Below are 20,599 nucleotides of genomic sequence, written 5' to 3'. Positions count from 1 at the left end.
GCTGCGACCGGATGCGGGCGCGAAGGGATGGGCTAGGATGGCGCTCTTGCAAGGAGGACGACCCGATGCAGCAGGATGCAACGCTGTCATGGCCCACCCGCAGCATGATCGTGTTGATCGCACTGCTGCAGGGGCTGATGCTTTTCGCGGCCCAGGAACTGGCGGATCAATGGCCGTTCCGGGACATCGGCTGGCGCTACTGCTGGTATGCCTGGGTATTGACCGTGCCCACCGCAGTGGCCTTGACGCTGGTCGATCTGAAGGCCTGGCGCCTGTGGCTGCACGCCGGGTTGGCCTCGTTGCTGGTCCTCGCCCTGGCCGCCTGGACCGCCTGGAACCTGAGCGGAGAAACCGCGCTGTATGCGGCCGTGCTGCAGGTTCCGCTCTCGATCTGCCTGGCCGTTGCCACGTTCATTGCCCTGCCGTGGTGGCAGTTCCGCCTGCATGCCGGACATTGGCGGGCCGACTATGGCGCGTTGTTCGAACGCGCCTGGCAGAACGGGCTGACCCTGGTGCTGGCGGCGGTGTTCACCGGCTTGACCTGGCTGCTGCTGTGGCTGTGGGCGGCGCTGTTCCGGATGGTCAAGGTCGACTTCTTCCACGTCCTGTTCGGCAGCGATGCCTTCATCGCCTTGGCCACCGGCATGCTGGCAGGCTTCGGCGTGCTGATCGGGCGCACCCAGCATCGCGCGATGCAGATCACCCGCCAGGTGCTCTTCGCGATCTGCCGCGGCCTGCTGCCATTGCTGTCGTTCATCGCGGTGCTGTTCGTGCTGTCGCTGCCGTTCACCGGGCTGGCGCCGCTGTGGGCCACGCGTTCGGCCGCCAGCCTGCTGCTGGTGCTGGCGGTGCTGCTGATCAGCCTGGCCAATGCGGTCTACCAGCACGACGACGGCACCCCGCCCTACCCGGCATGGCTGCGCCGGCTGGTCGAGGCCAGCCTGCTGGCACTGCCGATCTACGCCGGCCTGGCGCTGTATGCGATGTCCCTGCGGGTCAGCCAGTACGGCTGGACCCTCTCGCGCTTCTGGGGCGTGGCGGTCGCAGTGCTGATTGCCGGCTATGCCATCGGCTACGCCTTCGCCGCACCGCGCCGGCACGGGCGTTGGCTGCATCGGCTTGAGCCGGTCAACCGCTGGATGTGCTGGGCCGTGCTGGCAACCGCACTGCTGGCCATCTCGCCGGTGATCGACCCGGTGCGCATCACCCTGGCCAGCCAGATGAAGCGCCTGCGCGCCGATCCGGCGTTGATGACTGCGGACGCCGCAAATCAGCTGCGTTTCGAGCTGGGCCGTCGAGGTGTGCAGGCGCTGCGCACGCTGCAGAAAGCACCGTCATTGGCGGCCGACACGCGCGCCTCCAGCATCATCGTGCAGGCCCTGGCCCGGCAGAAGCGCGAGTCACGCTGGGATAACGACATCGATGATGGCGTGCGCGACCTGGCCAGCCTGAAGTCACGGATCGTGCAGGCCAAGGGCACCGCCTCGCCAGCCGATGACTGGTGGCAGGCGATACTGGACCGTCGCTTGCACGCGGGCGATTGCCTGGACGACGACAAGACCGGCGACAACCGCTGCGTCACCCTGCGCCGTGACCTGGACGGCGATGGAGAAGACGACGTGCTGCTGTGCATGACCAGTCTGTACAGCGGTCCGCGCTGCCAGCTGCACGTGCGTGAACCGGCTGGCTGGAGAAAGGAGGGTGATGTTTCCTTCCAGGACGTTGACCAGCGCACCTCGGACGGGGCCCCGCAGGCCCTGCGCGACGGCCGCCTGACCATGCAGCCGCCGCGCTGGCCGACGCTGCTGCTTGACGGCGCGGCGGGCCAGCTGGAGATTGATCGCAGCGACGACCGCGCGGAGGCGGCCACACCATGAGCGGATACTGCCGCATCGCCCCGGGCCATCCGGTGCACGAGTACTACCACGCCAATGAATATGGCTTCCCGCAGCGCGATGAGCGTGAACTGTTCGAGCGCCTGCTGCTGGAGATCAACCAGGCCGGCCTGAGCTGGGAGACCATCCTGAAGAAGCGCGAGGGATTCCGCGCGGCCTATGACGCGTTCGACGTTGATCGCGTGGCGGCCTACGCCGAGCAGGACATCGAGCGCCTGCTGTCGGACCCGGGCATCATCCGCAACCGCTTGAAGGTGCTGGCAGCGATTCACAACGCGCAGGTGATCCAGCAGCTGCGCCAGAGCCACGGCAGTTTCGCCGCCTGGCTGGACGCACACCATCCGCGCAGCAAGGCCGACTGGGTGAAGCTGTTCAAGAAGACGTTCCGCTTCACCGGTGGCGAGATCACCGGCGAGTTCCTGATGAGCCTGGGCTACCTGCCGGGCGCGCATGCCGAGGACTGCCCGGTGCATGCAACGCTGCTGAAGCTGGCACCGCCGTGGGTACAGGCAGCGCGCGGCTGATGCGCATCCGCCGGGCATGGCCCGGCGCTACCGGGGCGCGTGGCGCCTGGGCAGGCGATCCGCCGAATGCGGAATCAGACGCCCATGTAGCGGCCCGGGCGGTGGTTGAACATCAGCACCAGGCTGAGCACCACCGCACCGATGGCCGAGTACATCACTTTCGACGGCGACAGCACGAAGAACGCGGCCACCATCAGGCACGCATCGAAGGACATCTGCACCTTGCCGGCGCTCCAGCCGCGGGTGCGCTGCAGGTAAACCGCCAGAATGCCGATGCCGCCGAGGCTGGCGCGGTGGCGGATGAAGAACAGGATGCCCAGGCCGGACAGCGCGCCACCGACCAGCGCCGAGTACAGCGGCGCGATATGCGAAAAGTCCGCCCAGCGCGGCAGGATGTCGGTGAGCAGGCCGCAGGCAGTGACCGCTGCGAACGTCTTCAGGGTGAATTCCCAGCCCATGCGGCGCACGGCCACCCAGTAGAACGGCAGGTTGACCAGCACGAACACCAGGCCGAAGTTCCAGCCCATCGAATAGTGCAGCAGGAAGGCCATGCCGGCCATGCCGCCGATCATCAGCCCGCCCTTGGCGAAGATCGCCAGGCCCAGTGAGGCCACGAGCATGGCCAGCACCATGCCCTGCACGTCCTCGGCGACCGAGTGGCGCAGCGCCTTCTCATCGGCGGGGGTGCCGGCAACATCGGGCGGCGGGGTCAGCGGGCCAGCGGTGACCAGGTGGCCGTCAGCGTCGTCGCACGGCGCCGGGCCATGGGATTGGAGGGACATACAGGTGGGGGCACTACGGGTGGGGAGCGGTATTAGACACGATCTGCATGACAGTTGCAGATGAAATCGTTCAGTTGGGAGTTGCGGCGAACGGCGCAGCCCCTCGTGGCTGGTGTACCAACAGCAAAAGCCGCGCTTGGCCGGGGGAGATGGGTTCGCGGGGGACGCCGTGAACCCGTCCTTGGGGACTTGGCCGCGTCTTGCTCGTGTGCGCTGTCCTGCGCACACGGCAAGACCGGGGTTGGGCGTCCTGCCCAACCCGCCCGAGGCATGCCTCGGGCCCATGCCGCGGACACCCCCGCAGCCTCACCCCACCCGGCCTTGGACAGGTTCCGTGCGCGTCCAGCCACGTAAAGAGAAAAGAAGAGCAGAAGCGGGTCGCTGCGCTCGGTGGAGCGGTTGTCTCAGCGCTGGGTGGCCAGGTGGTGGGCGACCAGGGCGTTTGCATGGCCATGGCCCAGCCCGTGCTCGGATTTCAGGAAGCTGACCAGTTCCATGTGCTTCAGCCCCGGCCGTTTCGCCAGCAGACCCAGCCAATGCGCCACCGGCTGCCCGTAGGTCTTCTCGATGGAAGGAAAATAGGACGCCGGGCCCTTGGGTTTGCTGTCGGTGCTCATGTGCTGCTCCCTGTTGTTTGGAAAGTACCCATTCGACGAACCACGGAACCACAAATCGACATGGCGCATTAACCGACCAGCACCGGCAACACCGGGCACGCATCCACGCATAGCGTGGATCTACGTGTCGACCGAGGTCGACACCCACCAAGAGCAGGCCATGCCGCTCCACAGGAAGCCCGCTGTTGCTGTTGCTCCGGCTGTGCTGTTGCGGTTGCCGGCCAGCGGCCGGCACTACCGCGGGCGCCGGGCGCAGCCCGGCCGTATCATCCCCTCATGCCGCGTGAAAACCTCAACGACCTGCAAGCCTTCGTCCACGTTGCCCGCGAAGGCAGCTTCACCAAGGCCGCTGCCCAGCTTGGCGTCTCCCAGTCCGCCCTCAGTCACGCCATGCGCGGGCTGGAAGAGCGACTGGGCGTGCGCCTGCTGACCCGCACCACCCGCAGTGTCGCCACCACCGAGGCCGGTGCCCGCCTGCTGGAAACCCTGGCCCCGCGCCTGGCCGAGATCGAAGACGAACTGGCCGCGCTGGCCGAGTACCGCGAGCGCCCCGCAGGCACCATCCGCATCAACGCCACCGGCCACGCCGCCGAATACCTGGCCTGGCCCAGGCTGGCGCCGCTGCTGCAGCAGTACCCGGACCTGAAGGTCGAGCTGACCACCGATTACGGCTTGGCCGACATCGTCGCCGAGCGCTACGACATCGGCATCCGTCTCGGTGAGCGCCTGGCACGCGACATGGTGGCGCTGCCGATCAGTCCGCCGCTGCGCATGCGCGTGGTGGGGGCACCGTCGTACTTCCGCCAGCACGTGGCGCCGGTGCATCCGCACGATCTGGCCGCGCACAACTGCATCACCCTGCGCCTGCCCACCCATGGCGGCCTGATGCCGTGGGATTTCGGTCAGGATGGCAACGAGCTGAGCATCCGCGTCTCTGGTCAGTGGACCTTCAACACAATGGGCATGACGCGGGCTGCGGCGCTTGCCGGCAGCGGACTGGCCTGGCTGCCCGAAGACCAGGTGCAGGCGGCCCTGCTGGAAGGCCGCCTGCAATCAACACTGGATGACTGGTGCCCGCACTTCGATGGCTACTACGCGTATTACCCGTCACGCCGGCATGTCACCGTGGCGATGCGTACGGTGCTTGATGCGCTGCGCGGGCCGATGGTGGGGTGAGGCGTGCGGATCAACGGTCCGCACCCACCACAGGACGAGAGTCCGCGCCCACTGCGATCAGCCCTTGGCCTGTGCCGCACGCTGTGCGTTGTAGCGCTCGCCGACGATGGCGATCTCCTGCAGCGTCTGCGCGATGCGCTCCAGCTCGGCGGGAGACAGCTGCAGGTCGGCGGCGGCAAGGTTCTCTTCCAGGCGATGGATCCTGGTCGTACCCGGAATCGGCACGATCCACGGTGCCTGCGCCAGCAGCCAGGCCAGCGCGACCTGTGCCGGGGTGGCGCCCCGCGCCGCCGCGATCGTGGTGATGCGGTCAACCAGCGCTTGATTGGCGCGACGCGCTTCCACTTCGAAGCGTGGCACGGTGTTGCGGAAATCGTTGTCGGCGAAGGTGGTGTCGGCGTTGATTGCGCCAGTCAGGAAGCCGCGACCGAGCGGGCTGAACGGCACGAAGCCGATGCCGAGTTCCTGCAGCGCCGGCAGCAGTTCGCGTTCCGGTTCGCGCCACCACAGCGAGTACTCGCTCTGCACTGCGGCCACCGGTTGCACGGCATGCGCGCGACGCACCGTGGCAGCGCTGGCTTCGGACAAGCCGAAGTGGCGCACCTTGCCCTCGGCGATCAGGTCACGCACGGTGCCGGCCACATCCTCGATCGGCACGTTCGGATCCACGCGGTGCTGGTAGAACAGGTCGATGTAGTCGGTGCGCAGGCGCTTGAGGCTGGCTTCGGCCACCGCACGGATGTTCTCCGGACGACTGTCCAGGCCGGTGTCGACCCGTGCGTCCTTGAAGCCGAACTTGGTGGCGATCACCAGCTTGTCGCGGTACGGTGCCAGCGCCCTGCCGAGCAGGTCTTCGTTGGTATACGGTCCGTAGACTTCGGCGGTGTCGAAGAAGGTCACGCCGCGCTCGACCGCGGCGTGCAGCAGGGCGATGCCCTGGCTCTGCTCGACGGCGGGACCGTAGCCGTGGCTCAGGCCCATGCAGCCCAGGCCCAGGGCGGAGACTTTCAGGCCGCTGCGGCCGAGTTCACGTGTCTGCATCGTCGTGCTCCAGTAGGGGAGCGATGACGATACGCCTGCAGGGGCAGCGGATTGAACGACCTGGATGGCAGTCGGTCATGACTGGATCTCATGAATGCCGTCCTGCCATCCATCGCACTGCCGCCGGCAGCGGCACCTTCGTTACCGGACCTCTGAAATCTCCACGCCATCCAACCCCTGCGACAGGGTGCGGGCATCGCCGCCCTGGCTGAGCTTGATGCGCAGGCGCACCTCGTTCTGGGAATCGGCGTAGCGCAGTGCGTCCTCGTAGCTGATCTCACCGGCCTGGTACAGCTCGAACAGGCTCTGGTCGAAGGTCTTCATGCCCAGCTGGACCGATTCCTTCATCAGCTCCTTCAGCTTGTGGATCTCACCGTCGCGGATGTAGTCCTGCACCAGCGGCGTGCCCAGCAGGATCTCCATCGCCACCTTGCGCGAGCGGCCATCCGGCGAAGGAATCAACTGCTGCGCGACCACGCCCTTCAGGTTCAGCGACAGATCCATCAACAGCTGGTTGCGGCGATCTTCCGGGAAGAAGTTGACGATGCGGTCCATCGCCTGGTTGGCGTTGTTGGCGTGCAGCGTGCACAGCACCAGGTGACCGGTTTCAGCGAAGGCGATGGCGTGGTCCATGCCCTCGCGGGTACGCACCTCGCCGATCATGATCACATCCGGCGCCTGGCGCAGGGTGTTCTTCAGCGCGGCTTCCCAGCTGTCGGTATCGATGCCGACTTCGCGCTGGGTGATGATGCAGCCCTCGTGCTTGTGCACGAATTCGATCGGATCTTCGATGGTGATGATGTGCCCGGTCGAATTCTGGTTGCGGTAACCGATCATCGCTGCCAGCGAGGTTGATTTACCGGTACCGGTAGCGCCGACGAACAGGATGATGCCGCGCTTGGTCATCGCCAGCGTCTTGATGATCGGCGGCAGGCTCAGCTCTTCCACGGTGGGAATGCGCGTCTCGATGCGACGCAGCACCATGCCGACCTGGTTGCGCTGGTAGAAGCAGCTCACGCGGAAGCGGCCGACGCCGGACAGGCCGATGGCGAAGTTGCATTCGTGGGTCTTTTCGAATTCCTCGCGCTGCGCCGGCGTCATCACGTTCAGCACCAGGTCGCGGCTCTGCTGCGGCGTCAGTGGCGTCTGGGTGATCGGCGAAATCTTGCCGTTGACCTTGATCGCCGGCGGCATGCCGGCAGTGATGAACAGGTCCGAGGCGCGCTGGTGCGCCATCAGCTTAAGGAACGAGGTGAAATCGATGGTGGTCGCGGTGGTGTTCACGGCGGGCTCCCAATGGGGCATGTACCAGGAATCGGTCGGTGGAGGAAACAGCGCGGGGCCGGCGACGTATTCGCGCGCCCTGCCCCGCCATTGCCTCGCCTTACTCGAACAGACGCTTGTCCTTGGCGTATTCGCGGGCCTGGTTGCGGGTGATCAGGCTGCGCTTGACCAGGTCCTGCAGGTGCTGGTCCAGGGTCATCATGCCGTACTGCTGGCCGGTCTGGATGGCCGAATACATCTGCGCCACCTTGTCCTCGCGGATCAGGTTGCGGATGGCCGGGGTGCCGACCATGATTTCCCACGCAGCGGTACGACCGCCGCCGACCTTCTTCAGCAGCGCCTGCGAAATGACCGCGCGCAGTGATTCGGACAGCATCGAGCGCACCATCGGCTTTTCGCCGGCCGGGAACACGTCGATGATGCGGTCGATGGTCTTGGCCGCCGAACTGGTGTGCAGGGTGCCGAACACCAGGTGGCCGGTTTCCGCGGCGGTCAGCGCCAGGCGGATGGTTTCCAGGTCACGCAGTTCGCCGACCAGGATGATGTCCGGGTCCTCACGCAGTGCCGAACGCAGCGCTTCATTGAAGCCATGCGTATCGCGGTGCACTTCGCGCTGGTTGATCAGGCACTTCTGCGAGGTGTGCACGAATTCGATCGGATCCTCGACGGTGAGGATGTGGCCGTATTCGTTCTTGTTGATGTAGTCGATCATCGCCGCCAGCGTGGTCGACTTGCCCGAACCGGTCGGGCCGGTCACCAGGATCAGGCCCTGCGGCTGCTGGATCACCTCGCGGAACAGCGGCGGGCAGGCCAGGTCTTCCAGGGTCAGCACTTCGGACGGAATGGTACGGAACACCGCACCGGCGCCACGGTTCTGGTTGAACGCATTGACACGGAAGCGCGCCAGCGACGGGATCTCGAAGGAGAAATCGACTTCGAGGAATTCCTCGTAATCGCGGCGCTGCTTGTCGGACATGATGTCGTACACCAGCGCGTGGACCTGCTTGTGGTCCAGGGCTGGAATGTTGATCCGGCGAACATCACCGTCCACGCGGATCATCGGCGGCAGGCCTGCGGACAGATGCAGGTCGGACGCTTTGTTCTTTACGGAAAACGCCAAGAGCTCGGCGATATCCATGAGCGGCTACTCCCCAATAACGGCTTCGACTGGAAGGATCTTTCCCCGGGCGGCAGTATAGCCTCCTGATTGAACGGAACGCGTTACGTGGCCACTCCCCTGCCCCAGATCCTGAGCAACCTGCACAACGCCGCCGCTGCCGCCGGGCGGCCACCGCCGCGCCTGCTGGCGGTGTCCAAGACCCAGCCGGCCGAGGCCGTGGCTGCGCTTGCCGCGCAGGGCCAGACCGCGTTCGGCGAAAACTACGTGCAGGAAGCGCTGGCCAAGATGCAGGAACTGCAGCCGCTGGGCCTGGAATGGCACCTGATCGGCCACCTGCAGTCGAACAAGGCCGAACCGGTGGCCACGCACTTCGACTGGGTGCAGAGCGTGGACCGGCCCAAGCTGGTCGCCGCGCTGGCCCGCTACCGCCCCGCTGAACGCGGCCCGCTGAACGTACTCATCCAGGTCAACATCGATGACGAGTCGAGCAAGCACGGCTGCGCGCCGGACGACGTGGACACGCTGGCGGCAACCATCGCCGCCGAGCCGAACCTGCGCCTGCGCGGCCTGATGGCGATTCCTGCGCCGTGGCCCGACGCCGAGCGCCGGCGCGACGCGTTCGTGCGCATGCGCACACTTTTCGAGGCGCTGGCTGCCGCTCATGCCCAGGTGGACACCCTGTCGATGGGCATGAGCAGCGACTACGCTGAAGCGATCGCCGAAGGTGCCACCCTGGTGCGCATCGGTACCGCCCTGTTCGGCGCGCGTCCGCGCCCGGCCTGATTCCAAGGAGATTCCCATGGCAGCTGATTCCATCACCTTCATCGGCGGCGGCAACATGGCCCGCAGCCTGATTGCCGGCCTGATCCGGCAGGGCGTGCCGGCCGCGCACATCCACGTGGCCGAACCGGTGGCCGAACTGCGCGAAAAGCTGGCTGCCGATTTTGGCGTGCAGACCCACGACAACGCGGCCGCTGCGGCGGCGCAGGGCAACACGTGGCTGCTGGCGGTGAAACCGCAGGTGCTGCGCGAAGTCTGCCAGTCACTGCAGGTGTTGGCGCAGGCACAGGAGCCGTTGGTGATCTCGATCGCCGCCGGCATCACCAGCCCGCAGCTGCAGCGCTGGTTGGGTGGCGCGCTGCCGGTGGTGCGCGCGATGCCCAACACCCCGGCCCTGCTCGGTGCCGGGGTCACCGGCCTGTATGCCACGCCAGCGGTGGATGCGCAGCAGCATGCGCAGGCCGAACGCGTGCTGGCCAGCGCGGGACGCACGGTGTGGATCGACGACGAAGCGCAGATGGATTCGGTCACCGCCGTATCCGGCAGTGGCCCGGCATATGTGTTCCTGCTGGCCGAAGCAATGGAAGCGGCCGGCATCGCACAAGGCCTGCCTGCAGAAGCGGCGCGCACGCTGGTGGTGCAGACACTGCTGGGCGCCTCGCGCATGCTGGACGAAGCCGGGGAAAGCCCAGCCGAACTGCGGCGCCGGGTGACCTCCCCCAACGGCACCACCCAGGCGGCGATCGAAAGCTTCCAAGCAGGTGGGTTTGAAGCGTTGGTGGAAAAGGCACTGCGTGCCGCGCAGGTGCGTGGGCAGGAACTGTCTGCGGCCAATGATTGAAACAGGTGTGCCGACCAACGGTCGGCACCCACCGCCATCCACGCATGCGTGGATCTACGTGCCCAGCCTGGCCATGACGAAATCAACGAAACACTGCAGGCGTGGTCGTGGGCGACGGTCGGGCAGGTAGATCAGGTGCATCGGCCGTGGCTCGGGCAGATAGTCGCGCAGCAGTGGCTTCAATCGTCCCGCTGCGATTTCGCCGGCAAGCAGCGCGGTCGGCTGCAGCACCAGGCCCGCGCCCGCCACGGCTGCTTCGCGGAGCGCGTAGCCGTCATTGCTGGTCAACCGCGCTTCCCAATCGACCTGTTCGCCATTGGCCAGCTGCCAACCGTGACCGCCGCGCCAGGCCAGGTGGCTCAGGCAATCATGTCCTTCAAGATCGGCGGGCGTGCGCGGCGTACCACGGCGGCGCAGGTACGACGGTGATGCACACAGACTCATCGCATACGGCGGCAGCGGCCGCGCCACCAGTTCCTGCGACGGCAGCGGACCGACGCGGATGGCTGCATCGAAGCCATCCTCGATCAGGTCGATGCGGCGATTGCTCAGGTCCAGCTCGATGTTCAGCAGCGGCTGTGCCCGCAGCAGCTCGCTCAACACGGGAGCCAGCACGCAGCTGCCCCAGGTGGTCGGCGCACTGACCCGCAACAGCCCGCGTGGCTGCACCTGCAGCCCGGCCACGTCCGCCTCGGCCTGCTGCACCTGTTCCAGCACCTGCCGGCAACCGGCCAGGTAGGCGGTGCCGGCTTCGGTCAGGCGTTGGCGACGGGTGTTCCGCTGCAGCAGCGCGGCGCCCAGGTGCGCTTCCAGCTGCTGGATGTACTTGCCGACCATCACCGCCGACACCTGCAGGTGGCTGGCGGCGGCGGAAAAACTACCGTGCTCGGCCACTGCGACGAAGGCCTGCATGCAGCGCAAGGTATCCATTGCAAACCCATGGTTAGGAATATGCGAATCATACGCCGCTTACCAAACCAACTGGTGACGGCGCAGACTGCATCCATCCCCTCTCGCAAGGAGCTGTCATGAAGATTCTTCTCGTCGGTGCCAGCGGCACCCTCGGCCAGGCGGTCGCCCGCCACCTGGGCCAGCAGCACGACATCCTCGCTGCCGGCCGCCACAGCGGCAGCCTGCGCGTGGACCTCACCGACGACGCCAGCGTGCGCGAACTGTTCGCGCAGACCGGCCCGGTCGATGCGGTGATCTCCACCACCGGCAAGCTGCATTTCGGCCCGTTGCAGCAGATGACACCCGAACAGTTCAACGTCGGCCTGCAGGACAAGCTGCTCGGCCAGGTACGCCTTGCACTGGCCGCGCAGCACCATCTCAACGCTGGCGGCTCGATCACCCTGACCAGCGGCATCGTCAGCGCGCAGCCGATCCGCGATGGCGCCAACGCCACCGCCGTCAACCATGCGCTGGAAGGTTTCGTGCGGGCGGCGGCGCTGGAACTGCTGCCGCGCGGGCTGCGCATCAACGTGGTCAGCCCGAACGTGCTGGTGGAATCGATGGAAGCCTACGGCCCCTACTTCCCCGGCTTCGAAGCGGTGACCGCACAGCGCGCGGCACTGGCCTTCCAGCGCGCGGTAGAAGGCATCCAGAGCGGCGAAACCATCACCGTCTGGTAACGAGCGTGCCGACCAGGTTCGGCACCCACCAGCACGGTCAGCCCCAGCGCATCGGGCCGTCGCCGCGCTCGCCGAGCACGTCATCCGGATTGGCCAGGCGGCAGCGCTTCAGTGACAGGCAACCGCAGCCGATGCAGCCGGTCAGCTCGTCGCGCAGCAGCTGCAGCATGTGGATGCGTTCCTCCAGCTCCACCTGCCAGCGTGCCGACAGCTTGGCCCAGTCGGCCTTGGTCGGCGCCCGCCCCTGAGGCAGGCTCTCGAACGCACGTGCCACCGCTTCCAGCGGCATGCCCACGCGTTGCGCCACGCGGATCACCGCCAGCCGGCGCAGCACGTCGCGGGCGTAGCGGCGCTGGTTACCCGACGTGCGCAGGCTGCTGATCAATCCCTTGCGCTCGTAGAAATGCAGCGCAGAGACGGCCACGCCGCTGCGACGGGCGACATCGCCGACGCTCATGTCCTGTGCCAGCATCGATTGACCTCAACTTTGGTTGAGGTGGCATGCTGCTACCATCGCCGCCAGATGACAAGCGCGGCCCGTCCGCCCCCGCAGGAACCCGATGCCCTCCCCCGCTGCCACGGCCGATCCGGTCGATTCCTCCATCCTGTCCGCGCGCTACCGCGCCACCACCCTGGGCATGGTCGCCCTGGTCTCCCTGCATGCCTTCGAGGCACTGGCGGTGGCCGCAGCAATGCCGACCGTGGCCGAGGCCCTGGACGGCCTGCGCTTGTATGCGTTGGCCTTCGGCGGCACCTTGGCCACCAGCGTGATCGGCATGACCCTGGCCGGCCGCTGGGCCGACCGCCACGGCCCCGCACGCCCGCTATGGTGGGGCCTGGCCTGCTTCGTGCTGGGCCTGCTGCTGGCGGGCTTCGCCCTGCGCATGGGCATGCTGGTGGCCGGACGCCTGCTGCAGGGCCTGGGCGCAGGCGCCATTTCGGTGTCGCTGTATGTGATGGTCGGCCGGACCTATCCCGAGCATCTGCGGCCGAAGGTCTTCGCCGCGTTCTCTGCCGGTTGGGTGGTGCCGTCGATGATCGGCCCCGCGCTGAGCGGTGTGATCGTGCAGCATCTTGGCTGGCGCTGGGTGTTCCTGGCGGTGCCGCTGCTGGCGATACCGGCCGGCCTGCTGCTGCGACCGGCGCTGGCGCGCATGCAGGCTGCAGCCACGGATGTTGCCGATGATGGCCGCGGCAACATCGTGCGCTGGGCCAGCGGCGCCTCCCTGGCTGCCCTGCTGCTGTATCTGGGCGGGCAACAACAGGGCGTACCTGCACTGCTGTGCATCAGCGTGGCGATGCTGGCGCTGCTGTTCTGCGTGCATCGCCTGTTGCCCGCCGGCACCCTGCGCCTGCGCCGTGGCCTGCCCAGTGTGATCGCATTGCGTGGTGTGGCCGCTGCCGCGTTCTTCGCCTGCGAGGCCTACCTGCCCCTGCTGCTGCAGCGCGAGCGTGGGCTGTCACCCAGCTGGGCCGGTGCCGTGCTGAGCCTGGGCGCGCTGGGCTGGTTCACCGGCTCGTGGCTGCAGGGTCACCAGCAGCGCGGCTGGTCGCGGCAGCAACTGCTGCGCGTGGGCACACCGCTGATGACCGTGGGCATCGGCGCGACGCTGGCGGTGCTGTTCACTGCGGTGCCACTGCCGGTCGCCCTGGTCGGCTGGACACTGACCGGCTTCGGCATGGGCATGATCTACGCCAGCCTGTCGGTGCTGACGCTGTCACTGTCACCACCACACGAACAGGGTGCGAACACCTCGGCCCTGCAGTTGAGCGAAGCATTGTCGGTGACCACCGCACTGGCGGTATCCGGCGCGCTGTTCGCACTGTTCGTGGAAAGCGCCCCGCATACCGGTTACATCCTGTGCCTGGCCATCACCCTGGGCCTGGCGGTGTTCGCCACGGTGATCGCACGTCGCGTGTAGACGCTCCGGAGAGCGTCCCGTTACGGCCTCGCCACCGTACCCACTTCATCGATGTCCTGGTGCAGGATGCGGCGCACTTCCAGCACTGCCTGCGGCGTCTCCTGCACGCTGTGGCCGGAGATGATCACCTTCTCCGACAACGCGCCCGGCAGGTGCGAGCTCCAGTAAGGCACCAGCCCATCGTCGGATTTCTCCACCGGCAGTTCCGGTTTGCGCTGGGCGATGATGGAGTGGTACTTCAGGCCCGGCGTGATCGGCAGCTGCGCAGCGGCTTTCACGAACGGGTCGCTGGCCTTGAGGTTGTCGATGCTGTTGGGAATCTTCGGCTTGGCCGTGCCATCCGCCTGCTGCTCGGCCTGTGCCAGTGCCAGGAACACATCCTCGAACTTGCCGAGGATGGTCAGCGGCAGGCGCACCAGGCGGCCGATCAGGCGGCCGACCTTGTTGCCGGCGATGTCCGTGCCCTGGTGCGGGGCGGCGATGAAGATCGCACGCTCTACGTTCGGTTCGGCCTTGAAGTGCAGCAGCGGACCCAGCTTGGACTGCACCCGCTTCAGGCGTTCGCCCTTCAGGTTGTAGTTGGCGAGCAGATCGTTCCACAGTACATCGCCGGAATCGCTGACCAGCAGGCGCGCCAGCACGCCACCCATGCTGTGGCCGATGTAGACCATGTCCTTCGAGGCGCGCGTGCTGCCGTTGGGGTCGAAGTGCTGCAACGTGTCGTTGAATGCGTTGGCGATCTCGTAGCGGTTCAGCGCGATCGGCGCATTGGTCGGGTAGTACACCTGCCACACCTGGAACTGCTGGCGCAGTTCGGGGTCACCCATGATCTCGTTGGCCAGGTTCACCCACGCTTCCGGGCTGCTGCCCAGGCCATGCAGCATGAAGATGATGCGGCGGTTCGGATCCCATGGCTGCATCAGGTAGATGTGCGGCTCGCCGATGCCCTCGCTCATGCCGAACAAGGTACGCAGCGACTGCGTGGCGAACCCGCTCTGCGCCAGCCACAGACCGTAGGCGGCGGTGAAGTTGCCCGCCAGCGGCACCTCTTCGCCATGCAGGGTGATGCGCTCGGTGGCCTCGGGCGAATAGCCATCCAGCAGCACCTGGCGGGTGCGCATCACGTCTTCCAGCGTGTTGCCTTCAAAACGCAGCAATGCCGTAACGTTGATCGAGGACATCTCGCTGTACTCGGGCACCGAATCATCGTGCTGGTGGCGGCGTCCGCGGCGGACGCCCTCCTCCTGCTCGTCCTTGGTGGCCTGCGCCTGTGCCGTTTCGGCCTTGGCCCCTTCCGCGGCGACGGCAGGCACCACCAGCTTCGGCGGGTCCATCACCATCACCAGCTCGGCGCCGAAGCCATCGCGGCGATAGGTGCTGCGCATGCCGACGAAGCTGACGGTACCGGCCGGCACCAGCTGCTTGGGGATGCTCTTCAATGAAAGGCGCTGGAAATCGGAAGCCAGCGTCCAGCTGCCCGCCGACACCGGCTTGGTGTAGTCCTCGCCGGCCAATGCTGCGGCACGGGCACGCGCGAACAACACCACGGCGGCCTTCTCGGCAGCATAGTTGTAGTAATCGCGTACCTGCGTCTGCCGATCCTCGAACGCGCGATCGGAGGGCGAGCGCCCGCTGTAGAACAGATAGGCATAGCCATAGCGCGCCGCCTCCAGCCACGCATCCAGCGCCGCATCGCTCATCGGCGGTTCGTTGGCCGCCTGCTTCTTCGGCGTCAATGCCAGAGCGGCCTTCACCCACAGCTCGGACAGCGTCGACAACCGCTGCTCGACGTTGAGGTCATCGGTCATCAACAGCGTGCTGCGGCAGACCAGGAAGTCCTTCTCGCACTGCGATTCGTCCAGCCCGGCCGCACTCAATGTCTCGCGCGAGGCGGGGCTGAGCTTGCCGGTGTTGAGCACATCGGCGCGCTTGTTGACCAGGTAATCGCTGGACGCCACCTGCTTGACGGTGACCATCGCGCAGCCGCTGCCGCCCAGCAGCAGGAAAGCAGCCAACAACGCCGGCAGCGCGCGCTGCCAGCGGAACAGGATCATCGGGGTCATTGCTGCGGGTCCTGCTCGGTGCCAGGGATGCCCTGGCGGATCACGGTGGAGAAATCATCGTCGGGTGCCATCTTCAGCGCGCGCTCGGTGATGCGGCCCTTGGCATGCAGTTCGGCGTACGGCACGCCAGACGTGAGCGCGCCCACCTCCTGCGCGTACTCGGCCAGGTAGCCCGAGACCAGCAACCGGTAGTCCAGCGGCAGGCGCGGGGCGATATGCCGCGCCAGGTCGAAGACAATCGTGGTGCAGTTGCTGGTCAGCGTGTTGTAGAAGCCGGGCGTGGCATCAAGCTGGCGTGCCTGGTCGATGTAGGCAGCAAACAGGGTCTTGAGCTGGTTGCGGTCCATGCCGTGCAGGCGGTACAGGTAGACATCCTCGCCGCGCGCGTTGGTGCGCGTGCGGATGATGTCGGTTTCTTCGGACGCGACCAGCGTCATCTCGAACTTGCGGAAGAAGCCGCCCAATGCCGAGAACGATTCACCACGCTCCTTGCGGATTTCCAGCGAGAACACCAGATGGCGCCCGTCCTCGAATCCGAACGAGACCAGGGTGTGGGCGATCGCCGGGCCCATCCAGTACGACAGCACCAGATCGGCCGAACGCAGCTGGTCCAGGTCGTAGCTGCGGCGCACCCAGCGCGCGTCGTAGTCGGTCTCGGTGCGCCAGGTGAAATCGCGCACGTTGTCCAGCACCACGTGGCGGCCATCGAAGGATTCCACGTGCAGGCGCTGCGCCACGTCATCGGCCCAGTCGCGGTCCTGGCGTGGGGTCAGCAGCAGCCACCACAGCCCCGCCAGCGCCAGAGCGCCGGCAAAAGCCACCCACAGACGGCGCGTGCCACGGCCGCGCGCCACCTGCCAGGCCGCCCAGGCGGCGGCCAGCAGCCACAGCATCGCCGCGGTCACGCCCAGCCAGCCTGGCCCGGGCATCTGGTAGGTCAGCAGACCGGCCACCCACAGCGCCAGCAGCACCATCACACATCCTGTCATCCATCGTCCTGCGGCTTTCACTGGCATCCTGTCGGGGTCCCGGGGCGGCATAGTTAGCCACAAGCCGCCTCACGGCGACATCTACGACGGTTCAGGCTGGCGCCGGCGGGCGCATACTGGCGTCCACCAAGGTGTACAGGGAGCGAGGATGGGCATTACCACCGTGGCCGGCGTCGCCGTGCAGGCGCAGCATCGGGCCAGCTGTCATTGCGGCACCGTCGAGCTGCTGCTGGACCTGCCCGAGGGCATCGTCGACCCGCGCCGCTGCGACTGTTCGATGTGCCGGCGCCGCGGCGCCATCGCCGCCAGCGTGGCCGAAGACGGGCTGCGTATCGTGCGTGGCCAGGCCCATCTGCGCCTGTACCAGTTCAACACGCACGTGGCCGAACACTACTTCTGCGACGTCTGTGGCATCTACACGCACCATCGCCGCCGCTCCAACCCGGACCAGTACGGCTACAACGTGGCCTGCCTGGAAGGCATCGATCCGTTCGCGCTGGGAACCGTTCCGGTCAGCGACGGGGTGAACCACCCCTCTGATCGCACCGGTTAGTGGCGGCTGCGCCGGGGCGGCGGCGCGATCTTCTGCCACGGTGCCATGCTGGCCCGGCCGACGCGCAACGGACGCTTCAACGGCGTTCGACGCGCGGGCAGGTCCGCTGCAGGCGGCAGCGTCGCGGCGGGCAGCGCAGGGCGCGGGGGCCAGAGTCGGTCAAGCAACCACATGGCAGGTCTCCGTGGGGGACGGGGACGATCAACCCTACCGACGCCCGGGCCAAGACCGGGTGATGGCGCTGCGGCAGGAAGGTGACAGCCGACGCCCCTGCCCTCAGTGCACCGGCCGCGCCCTGCCCATCCGCCGTACCAGCACGAAGAACAGCGGCACCAGCACCACCGCCAGCACCGTTCCGGAGAGCATGCCGCCGATCACGCTCATGCCGATTTCACGCCGGCTGACCGCGCCGGCGCCGGTGGCCAACGCCAGCGGGATGACGCCTGCCACGAAGGCCAGCGAGGTCATCACGATCGGCCGCAGGCGCAGGCGCGCGCCCTGAAGTGCCGCTTCCACCGCTGAACTGCCGGCGCGGTAGCGTGCTTCGGCGAACTCCACGATCAGGATCGCGTTCTTTGCCGACAATCCAATCGTGGTCAGCAACCCCACCTGGAAGTAGATGTCATTGACGAAGCCCGCAGCCGTGGTCGCCAGCACCGTACCGATCACGCCCAGCGGAATCACCAGCACCACCGCCACCGGCACCGTCCAGCTCTCGTAGAGCGCGGCCAGGCACAGGAAGATGAAGGCAATCGAAGCGGCGTACAGGTACAGCGTCTGGTTGCTGGCCAGTTGTTCCTGATAGGACAGCCCGCTCCATTGCAGATCGAACCCGGGTTGATCGGCCACCAGCGCCTGCATGCGCTGCATCGCTTCACCCGAGCTGCGCCCCTCGGCCGCGCTGCCCTGGATCTGCATCGCCGGCAGGCCGTTGAAACGCTGCTGAAGCTGCGGCCCACGCGCCCAGTGGCTGCTGGCAAAGCTGGCGAACGAGGCCATCTGACCGTTGCCACCGCGCACGTACCACTGGCCGATGTCGTCGGGCACGCTGCGGTAAGGCTGGTCGCCCTGCATGTAGACACGCTTGACCCGGCCGCGATCCAGGAAATCATTGATGTAGCTGCCACCCCAGGCCGCAGACAGCGTGGAATTGATGTCGGCCTGTGCCAGGCCCAGCGCGCTGGCCTGGGCGTGGTCGATGTCCAGCCGCAGCTCGGCCTTGTCGCCCAGCCCGTTCAATCGCACGGAGGTCAGTCCGTCGTCTTCGCCGGCCGCGCGTACCACCTGCTCCTGCGCGGCCTGCAACGCTACGCGTCCGGCCGCGCTGGTGTCCTGCAGCCACAGTTCGAAACCGCTGGACTGCCCGAGGCCGCGCACTGCCGGCGGCGCCAGCACGTTGACCTTGGCATCGGGCAGCTTGCGGAAATAGGCATTGGCGCGCGCGATGATCGCCGCTGCGGTGTTGTCGCCCTTGCGCTCGTCCCAGGGCTTGAGTGCCAGGAAGCCCTGCCCCGCATTCTGGCCGGTACCGGCGTTGTTACGACCGACCACCACGAACACCACGTCCAGGTTCTGCTTCTCGTGCTCCATGAAGTAACGGCTGATCTGCTCGCCCAGCGCCTCGGTGCGCGCCATCGGCGTGCCTTCCGGCGTGGAGAACTGGAAGGTCACCTGGCCCTGGTCCTCCACCGGCAGGAAGCCGGTGGGCATGCGCGCGTACAAGGCAATCATGGCGATCACCAGCAGCAGATAGAACGCCATCCAGCGCCGCGGACGTGACACCACGCCACCGAGCTTGCCCTGGTAGGCCGACTGGCTGCGTTCGACGCCACGGTTGAACGCGGCGAAGAAGCGCCCCGGTGGCTTCTGCGCCGACGAGGGCTTGAGCAGGGTCGCGCACAGCGCCGGTGTCAGGGTCAGCGCGACCAGCGCCGACAACGCCATGGCCGATGCAATCGTGATCGAGAACTGCCGGTAGATGATGCCGGTGGAACCGCCGAACAGCGCCATCGGCAGGAACACCGCACCGAGCACCACGGTGATGCCGATCAGCGCACCGGTGATCTCGCCCATCGACTTCTCGGTTGCCTCGCGTGGCGGCAGATGCTCTTCGTGGATGATGCGTTCCACGTTCTCCACCACCACGATCGCGTCATCGACCAGCAGGCCGATGGCCAGCACCATCGCAAACAGCGTCAGGGTGTTGATGGTGAAACCGGCCACCGCAAGGACGCCGAAGGTACCCAGCAGCACCACCGGCACCGTGATCGCGGGAATCAGGGTGGCGCGCAGGTTCTGCAGGAACAGGAACATCACCACCACGACCAGTACGATCGCCTCGATCAGGGTGTGGATGACCCCTTCGATGGAGACCCGTACGAACGGCGTGCTGTCGCGTGGATAGGCCACCTGCAGCCCGGGCGGGAACGTAGGCCGCAGCCGTTCAAGCTCCGCGCGTACTGCATCGGCAGTGGCCAGCGCGTTGGCGCCGGAGGCCAGGGTCACCGAGAAACCCGCAGCCGGATAGCCGTTGAGGAAGCTGCTGGTCTGGTAATTCTCCGCGCCGATCTCGACCCGCGCCACGTCGCCCAGGTGCACCGCCGCGCCGCTGGGCAGCGTGCGCAGGATGATCGCGCGGAACTGTTCCGGAGTCTGCAGGCGCGACTGCGCCGTGACGGTGGCATTGAGGCTCTGCGTCGCACTGGACGGCAACGCCCCCAGCTCGCCGGCAGTGACCTGGGTGTTCTGTGCCTGGATCGCGCTGCGCACATCCGACGGCATCAGGTCGTAGGCACGCAGCTTGTGCGGATCCAGCCACACCCGCATCGCATAGGCCGAACCGAACACATTGATCTCGCCGACGCCGGCAATGCGGCTGATCGGGTCCTGCACGTTGCTGACCAGGAAATCGGAAACGTCCACCCGCTCCATGCGCCGGCTGGTGTCGTACAGCGAAACCACCATCAGCGAGTCGCCCTGCGACTTGGCCACGGTCACGCCCTGCTGCTGCACTTCCTGCGGCAGGCGGTTGATGGCCTGGTTTACGCTGTTCTGCACCTGTACCTGGGCGATATCGGGGTTGGCGCTCTGGTCGAAGGTGACCGTGATCCGCGCCTGTCCCGAAGACGAACTGGTGGAGGAAAAATACAGCAGGTGGTCGATGCCCTTGATCTGCTGTTCGATCACCTGGGTGACGCTGTCTTCCACCGTCTGTGCAGACGCGCCGGTGTAGTTGGCGGTGATGTTGACCTGCGGCGGTGCGATGTCCGGGTACTGCTCGACCGGCAGCTGGGTCACCGCAATCGTGCCGAACGCCATGATGCAAATCGCCAGTACCCAGGCGAATACAGGGCGGTGGATGAAGAAGCGCGGCAGCATGCG

At 66.7% G+C, this 20,599-nt stretch carries 18 protein-coding genes; 8 read left to right on the top strand and 10 right to left on the bottom strand.

The features are described 5' to 3' along the window. Positions 1-65 precede the first annotated feature (65 nt). Positions 66-1,877 carry a DUF4153 domain-containing protein gene (locus CLM74_RS05075; protein ID WP_105163566.1) on the top strand — a complete coding sequence of 604 codons (1,812 nt, stop codon included), beginning with the start codon at positions 66-68 and terminating at the stop codon, positions 1,875-1,877. After that, positions 1,874-2,419, top strand: coding sequence for a DNA-3-methyladenine glycosylase I (locus CLM74_RS05070; RefSeq protein WP_025874034.1), 546 nt, complete (start codon positions 1,874-1,876; stop codon positions 2,417-2,419). The genes CLM74_RS05075 and CLM74_RS05070 overlap by 4 nt, the downstream gene beginning before the upstream one ends. Before the next feature lie 74 nt (positions 2,420-2,493). On the opposite strand, the gene CLM74_RS05065 is transcribed toward CLM74_RS05070, so the two are convergent. Further along, a complete protein-coding gene (locus CLM74_RS05065; RefSeq protein ID WP_025874035.1) occupies positions 2,494-3,201 on the bottom strand; it encodes a YitT family protein in 708 nt (235 codons plus the stop codon). Positions 3,202-3,605: 404 nt separating this feature from the next. Next, complete coding sequence (locus CLM74_RS05060; RefSeq protein WP_033830520.1) at positions 3,606-3,818, bottom strand: DUF4287 domain-containing protein; 213 nt, start codon at positions 3,816-3,818, stop codon at positions 3,606-3,608. A 276-nt stretch (positions 3,819-4,094) separates the two neighbouring features. Here CLM74_RS05060 and CLM74_RS05055 point away from each other — a divergent pair, with 276 nt between their 5' ends. Continuing rightward, positions 4,095-4,994 (top strand): LysR family transcriptional regulator, encoded by a 900-nt coding sequence (locus CLM74_RS05055; protein WP_033830519.1) that lies wholly within the window; start codon positions 4,095-4,097, stop codon positions 4,992-4,994. A 57-nt stretch (positions 4,995-5,051) separates the two neighbouring features. On the opposite strand, the gene CLM74_RS05050 is transcribed toward CLM74_RS05055, so the two are convergent. The 3 genes from CLM74_RS05050 to CLM74_RS05040 form a co-directional block, all read right to left on the bottom strand. Then, the gene (locus CLM74_RS05050; protein WP_105163565.1) at positions 5,052-6,035 is read right to left on the bottom strand and encodes an aldo/keto reductase; all 984 of its coding nucleotides are present in this window, start codon (positions 6,033-6,035) and stop codon (positions 5,052-5,054) included. A 141-nt stretch (positions 6,036-6,176) separates the two neighbouring features. Then, positions 6,177-7,340, bottom strand: coding sequence for a PilT/PilU family type 4a pilus ATPase (locus CLM74_RS05045; protein WP_049467229.1), 1,164 nt, complete (start codon positions 7,338-7,340; stop codon positions 6,177-6,179). 79 nt (positions 7,341-7,419) lie between these two features. Further along, complete coding sequence (locus tag CLM74_RS05040) at positions 7,420-8,457, bottom strand: type IV pilus twitching motility protein PilT (RefSeq protein WP_004147099.1); 1,038 nt, start codon at positions 8,455-8,457, stop codon at positions 7,420-7,422. An 87-nt stretch (positions 8,458-8,544) separates the two neighbouring features. Here CLM74_RS05040 and CLM74_RS05035 point away from each other — a divergent pair, with 87 nt between their 5' ends. Continuing rightward, the gene (locus CLM74_RS05035; protein ID WP_105163564.1) at positions 8,545-9,222 is read left to right on the top strand and encodes a YggS family pyridoxal phosphate-dependent enzyme; all 678 of its coding nucleotides are present in this window, start codon (positions 8,545-8,547) and stop codon (positions 9,220-9,222) included. Between the two features lie 16 nt (positions 9,223-9,238). Then, a complete protein-coding gene (gene proC, locus CLM74_RS05030; RefSeq protein WP_093817533.1) occupies positions 9,239-10,060 on the top strand; it encodes a pyrroline-5-carboxylate reductase in 822 nt (273 codons plus the stop codon). A gap of 54 nt (positions 10,061-10,114) precedes the next feature. Here the strand turns inward: proC and CLM74_RS05025 are convergent, their stop codons facing one another. Further along, a complete protein-coding gene (locus tag CLM74_RS05025; protein ID WP_105163563.1) occupies positions 10,115-10,990 on the bottom strand; it encodes a LysR family transcriptional regulator in 876 nt (291 codons plus the stop codon). Positions 10,991-11,088: 98 nt separating this feature from the next. On the opposite strand from CLM74_RS05025, the gene CLM74_RS05020 reads away from it, so the two are divergent. Beyond that, positions 11,089-11,691, top strand: coding sequence for a short chain dehydrogenase (locus tag CLM74_RS05020; RefSeq protein ID WP_025874043.1), 603 nt, complete (start codon positions 11,089-11,091; stop codon positions 11,689-11,691). Positions 11,692-11,728: 37 nt separating this feature from the next. On the opposite strand, the gene soxR is transcribed toward CLM74_RS05020, so the two are convergent. After that, positions 11,729-12,163, bottom strand: coding sequence for a redox-sensitive transcriptional activator SoxR (soxR, locus tag CLM74_RS05015; protein WP_032951587.1), 435 nt, complete (start codon positions 12,161-12,163; stop codon positions 11,729-11,731). Between the two features lie 88 nt (positions 12,164-12,251). On the opposite strand from soxR, the gene CLM74_RS05010 reads away from it, so the two are divergent. Then, positions 12,252-13,613, top strand: a complete 1,362-nt coding sequence (locus CLM74_RS05010) for an MFS transporter (protein WP_059063279.1) — start codon at positions 12,252-12,254, stop codon at positions 13,611-13,613. Between the two features lie 20 nt (positions 13,614-13,633). Here the strand turns inward: CLM74_RS05010 and CLM74_RS05005 are convergent, their stop codons facing one another. Together CLM74_RS05005 and CLM74_RS05000 are read right to left on the bottom strand one after the other, a co-directional pair. Next, the gene (locus tag CLM74_RS05005) at positions 13,634-15,676 is read right to left on the bottom strand and encodes an alpha/beta hydrolase (protein ID WP_059063277.1); all 2,043 of its coding nucleotides are present in this window, start codon (positions 15,674-15,676) and stop codon (positions 13,634-13,636) included. Continuing rightward, the gene (locus CLM74_RS05000) at positions 15,673-16,650 is read right to left on the bottom strand and encodes a DUF4105 domain-containing protein (protein ID WP_105163562.1); all 978 of its coding nucleotides are present in this window, start codon (positions 16,648-16,650) and stop codon (positions 15,673-15,675) included. Before CLM74_RS05000 ends, CLM74_RS05005 begins: the two co-directional genes overlap by 4 nt. Positions 16,651-16,813: 163 nt before the next feature. On the opposite strand from CLM74_RS05000, the gene CLM74_RS04995 reads away from it, so the two are divergent. Further along, complete coding sequence (locus tag CLM74_RS04995; protein ID WP_105163561.1) at positions 16,814-17,218, top strand: GFA family protein; 405 nt, start codon at positions 16,814-16,816, stop codon at positions 17,216-17,218. Between the two features lie 276 nt (positions 17,219-17,494). On the opposite strand, the gene CLM74_RS04990 is transcribed toward CLM74_RS04995, so the two are convergent. Next, positions 17,495-20,596: an efflux RND transporter permease subunit gene (locus tag CLM74_RS04990; RefSeq protein ID WP_032977315.1), complete on the bottom strand. Its 3,102-nt coding sequence runs from the start codon at positions 20,594-20,596 to the stop codon at positions 17,495-17,497. Positions 20,597-20,599: the final 3 nt, after the last annotated feature.

The organism is Stenotrophomonas sp. MYb57 (genome assembly GCF_002966815.1).
GTDB lineage: Bacteria > Pseudomonadota > Gammaproteobacteria > Xanthomonadales > Xanthomonadaceae > Stenotrophomonas > Stenotrophomonas indicatrix.
The sequence above is the reverse complement of the archived record's forward strand: the minus strand, read 5'-3'. Positions and strand labels throughout refer to the sequence as shown.